Origin of the sequence: Microcoleus sp., from assembly GCF_049646505.1 — a bacterium.
In the GTDB taxonomy this organism is placed as follows: Bacteria; Cyanobacteriota; Cyanobacteriia; order Cyanobacteriales; family Microcoleaceae; genus Microcoleus.
Genome location: NZ_JBARVX010000060.1, coordinates 1 through 4,483, shown reverse-complemented (window position 1 = coordinate 4,483; position 4,483 = coordinate 1). Strand labels below are relative to the sequence as shown.

Here is a 4,483-nt window from a genome sequence, read left to right as displayed (position 1 = left end):
AAAGGAGGCAGAGCCTCCGGATCTGCATTACCAGGCAGAGCCTGGTAACGAGCTAATAACAAATAACAAATAACAAATAACAAATAACAAATAACAAATAACAAATAACAAATAACTAATAACTAATAACAAATAACTAATAACTAATAACAAATAACAAATAACAAATAACAAATAACTAATAACAAATAACTAATAACAAATAACAACAGTCACCTGACGGTGCAACCGGAATCGATCTAACACATTAATTTACCGAAGTTAATAATAGTTGCTGGTTGTGCGATCGTCCTAAAACTATCAGGACACGTCAATGCCGTGCCCTGACTCCGAAGTTTCGTTCCAACTAATTTCCAGTTGTTTCGCGGACGGTCAAACTGTACTTCCCTCTACCTTTTGGAGGCGGATCGTAAGCATTGACAATGACGCGGTAGCGACCGCTCGCAGACAAGGTAACAGTCAGCTCAGAATTGGAATTTTGCTGCGTCGCATCATCATTTTCTGCAACTAGCTCCCCCTGGGAGTTGAAAATAGCGAGATAAGTATCAAACTCGGTACTTTCTACGGTAACAACCACCTTCTGACCCTGAGTTCCTTCAAAGGTATACTCGTCGTACAAACTGCTGTCCGAGGGCAGTACAGAAGATTTAGCAGGGCTGAGTTCTCCCTTTTGCTCTAAAATGAGCTTAGATGAACCCGCATCAGGACTCGGCCCTGATTCTGCAGTTGGACTTTGAGTTGGCGAGGGATTGGGGCTTGCTTGAGCTAAAACAGCTTTGTTTGTAGGGGTCACATCAGGTGAATTTTGAGGAAATTCTGCTGAAATGACGGTCGAAATGCTGTTAGCAATTCCACCGGAATTTGAAACTGGTACCGAGAGAGTCGGCTTGCCAGGAAAAGTAGCTAGTACAGCAATTGGCGCGATCGCCCAAAATCTAACTTTACGCATGAATTACCTCGATTTTCAACGAAGGAAGTAGTCAGTAGTCAGTAGTCAGTTGTTAGTTGGCAGTTGTTAGTAGTCAGTAGTCAGTAGTCAGTAGTCAGTAGTCATTAGTCAGTAGTCATTAGTCATTAGTTATTTGCTAGCAATTCCCTGTTTGACCAATTCCCTGTTTGGCCAATTCCCTGTTTGGCCAATTCCCAATTCCCTGTTTGGCCAATTCCCTGTTTGGCCAATTCCCAATTCCCAATTCCCAATTCCCAATTCCCAATTTTTAACGGATAGTTAGATTGTAACGACCCCGGCCGGAAGCATCGTAAGCATTGACAACTACGCGGTAGCGACCCGTAGCGGGCAAAGTAACGCTCAGAAACGCATTTTTAGTCGAATCGCTGGCATCGTCATTTTCTCCCAGCAATCGACCGTTAGGGCCAAAGATAGCCACATAGGCATCGAAATCTGTACTTTCGAGGGAAATGGCTACAGACTGACCCGATCGACCTTCAAAAGTATACTCGCGATACAGACTCTTGTCAGATGGCAATACCGGGCCGCCTGCGACCAAAGCGCCTTCTGCTTCCAAAATCGCCCTAGAAGGTGCCCCAGAAGCGCTCGCTTTCAGTTCTAACGTATAAGCCCCGGACTGCCTAGCTTGATAGGAATTTGCCAGCAGCGTGTAAGTGCCGTCTGCTGGCAGCCTGACTGTTATTCTGGCGTTTTTACTACCTGCACCGTCATCGTCTTGCGCGATTTCGCGCTGGTTGGGGCCGAGCAAAATTAAATAAGGGTCAATTTCTTGACTTGTCATTTCAATTGTGATTTGCTGGCCCGCTTTTCCTTCAAAGGAGTAGAGGTCAAAAAAGCTGTTGTCTGCGGGGAGAACGCTAGACTGCGTGGTGAGTTTGCCGCTCAGGGCGGGCCCGTTTAACGCAACTTTTTGAGGTGATTTGTTGCCAAAGGGCGATCGCCTCTGAGCAACGCGGGGAGCTCGCCCTTCTCGCACCGCTGTTAGGAAACCCGGTACTTTGTCTGCTGAAATTGCAAAACCGATACCGATATTGCCTCCACCTTGACCGCGAGTAAAAATAGAAGTATTGACGCCGATTAATTCTCCAGAACTGTTGAGCAGGGGGCCTCCTGAATTGCCGGGATTGATGGCTGCGTCGGTTTGAATTAAGCCCCGCTGCAGATCGATGCGGCTGACGATTCCGACTGTCAAAGTACCTTGAAATTGACCGAAGGGATTGCCGATCGCAAATGCTTGTTGTCCGACTTTCACCGAACCGGGACGGGCGATCGGAATTGTGGGCAAATTGTTTTGACCGCGAATCTTTACCACGGCTAAGTCTAAACCGTCTTCGCCGAATCCGACGACATCGGCGACAACTTTTTTGCCGTCTGACAAAATTATATTCACCGTACCGCCTGCGGAAACAACGTGGGCGTTGGTTAACACCGTGCCGTCGGGGCTGATAATTGTGCCGCTACCGTTCGATTTTTCTGTATCGACGGTAACAACTGCCGGACTCGCTTGTTCGTAGACTCGAACGTTGGTTTGTTCTGCGGCATTTTGGGCGATCGCACCTGGGAAATGCACCGAGTTAAATTCCTTTAAATCAGCCTCCGGCCGCCCGGAGAGCGCGGTAACAACCGCAGCAGGGCTGGCTGCAACCCCAATTGTTAGAATTCCCGATACCGCTAAACTTAAAAGTTTGAAATTCATGCTCGTGAATTAGTATTTTTTAACGGTGAGCAGGTAGCAGTTAGGTTTTCGGGCTAACTCCTAACTACCGCCTCTAATTATTTTAGGACTTGCGCGAGGGTAATGAAAAATTCAAGCTTGAGATTGCTTCGAGAATTGACGGCTGGGTTTTGAGGGAATCGAACTCTCGGACCAGTTTTTTGTTGGTAAACTACGGCGATCCGGCAGTTTCGGCAATTCTAGAATCCGGCGCGTCAGCCAAATACTTAAAATTAGTTTGTCGCACCTGAGCATCCTCATTCCCGTAGAAAAAAGACAGCAAAGCAAAACGCTCGCCGCTAATCACCGGTGTTGCTTCGTGCAGCACAGAACACGAAAAAATAATCGCCGTACCCGAATCCCCTTTATAACCGTGCGGCGCGTACTCGGGAAACCGCAAAAATCCCCCCGTATACTCCCCCACATTCAAGTTGAGAGTCATCGCAAATCGGCGGTGCAAAGTACCTTTGCTCGTATTGTCGCGGTGCGGCCGAAAAAAACCGCCGCTTTGGGCATCGTAACAGCCCACCAAATACCGTTCAAATCTGGTAATTGTAAACTGGAAAGCTTTTTCTACTTCCGGGCGCACCCGGCGCAAAATAATCGCACTCAATCGCTGCTGCAACTTTGGATCTTCAATAAAAAAATCCCGGCGTTTCTTGAAATTATCGTCGTGAATGCCCACAGTTTTTCCGTCTATTTGCCTCATAAAGCCCGAGGGACTGCCGCCGTGAGTTTTGTACAAATCGATCAAAGCGCCACAAGAAGCTTTGTCCAAAACGTTAGGAATTACCAGCACCGGAGCGTGTCTCGCGGCCAATCTGGCTTCCTCGAATGGTGGCAAAGTTTTGAGAAAATCCAATACTTGCTGGGCGTGTTGGTGGGGTTCGCCCATCGGCAAAATGTTAATTAGCTGAAGGTTTTCGTTGAGAACAAAAGTTTGGGGTGCATAGTGAACTCCGGCAACTCCATTTTGTTCGATATCTCGGCAAACGCCGTACTGTTGGCTGAGTTTTTTGTCGAAGTCCCAGAAAAAGATGAATGACGGAGCAATTGTTGTCCGTCTGTTTTGTTCTTTGTCTGCTGCATCAACGCTAACTCCAAACAGCGGTACTTCCAAGCTTTGGAATTCTCCTGAAAGCTCTTCAAAGCTTTTGAGCATAACTTGAATTTCTGCAAAAGCTGCGCTGGCAAAGAAAAATAGCACAGTTCGCCGCCCGCCAACCGTCGAGAAATGAAATAAGGGGTTATTGGAGGCAGCTATGGAAAACCAAGGGGCGGGATCTCCTATTTCCAGTAGTGACATATTGCTGATTCGAGGTTTGAGATTTCATATTTGAGACTTTTATATTTTTTGTTTGTTCCGCAAGTTGTATTTTGGGCGATCGCACCTGATAGTGGTTATGGGATAGGATTCACATCAATTCCGGTTGCACCGTGAGGTGATTGTTGAGAGTTGACTGTTGAGAGTTGACTCGACTTGATTATTCCGATGCAACCGGAAACGATATCACATTCAAAATATGGCGTTGCTGATTCACTGTATGAATCAATTTTTCGCTTGATGTTACAAAGCTCACCATACTTGGCTTATAGCAATTGGGAAATCTTGAATTCATATTTGTATTCAGCAACGCCAGATTTAAGCTCTCAAATATCTAACCGCAGAGAACGCAGAGAAATCAGAGAAAGAGGAGAGAAATTCGAGCGAGCTGACTGTACTGGATTTGACATTACCACAAGACCTCTATTCCCTCTTCTCTCTGCGGTCTCTGCGCCCTCTGCGGTAAAAAAAAAGG

General features: G+C 46.6%; 5 protein-coding genes. 1 reads left to right on the top strand and 4 read right to left on the bottom strand.

Going from position 1 to position 4,483, the window contains the following annotated elements:
* Positions 1-346: 346 nt before the first annotated feature.
* From WBA89_RS03130 to WBA89_RS03115, 4 genes are all read right to left on the bottom strand, one after another.
* A complete protein-coding gene (locus tag WBA89_RS03130; RefSeq protein ID WP_424403997.1) occupies positions 347-949 on the bottom strand; it encodes a pre-peptidase C-terminal domain-containing protein in 603 nt (200 codons plus the stop codon).
* A 125-nt stretch (positions 950-1,074) separates the two neighbouring features.
* On the bottom strand, positions 1,075-1,200 hold the full coding sequence (locus WBA89_RS03125) for a hypothetical protein (RefSeq protein ID WP_424403995.1): 126 nt from the start codon (positions 1,198-1,200) through the stop codon (positions 1,075-1,077).
* A gap of 17 nt (positions 1,201-1,217) precedes the next feature.
* Positions 1,218-2,666: a trypsin-like peptidase domain-containing protein gene (locus WBA89_RS03120; RefSeq protein WP_424403993.1), complete on the bottom strand. Its 1,449-nt coding sequence runs from the start codon at positions 2,664-2,666 to the stop codon at positions 1,218-1,220.
* Between the two features lie 190 nt (positions 2,667-2,856).
* The gene (locus WBA89_RS03115) at positions 2,857-3,990 is read right to left on the bottom strand and encodes a redoxin domain-containing protein (protein ID WP_424403991.1); all 1,134 of its coding nucleotides are present in this window, start codon (positions 3,988-3,990) and stop codon (positions 2,857-2,859) included.
* A 174-nt stretch (positions 3,991-4,164) separates the two neighbouring features.
* Between WBA89_RS03115 and WBA89_RS03110 the strand changes: the two genes are divergently transcribed.
* Positions 4,165-4,483: hypothetical protein (locus WBA89_RS03110; RefSeq protein ID WP_424403989.1), on the top strand; the 319-nt coding region annotated here is incomplete at its 3' end.

Excerpts from the sequence above, each read along its gene's own strand:
- WBA89_RS03120 (WP_424403993.1), bottom strand. The coding sequence starts at position 2,666 with ATGAATTTCAAACTTTTAAGTTTAGCGGTATCGGGAATTCTAACAATT.
- WBA89_RS03130 (WP_424403997.1), bottom strand. The coding sequence starts at position 949 with ATGCGTAAAGTTAGATTTTGGGCGATCGCGCCAATTGCTGTACTAGCT.
- WBA89_RS03115 (WP_424403991.1), bottom strand. The coding sequence starts at position 3,990 with ATGTCACTACTGGAAATAGGAGATCCCGCCCCTTGGTTTTCCATAGCT.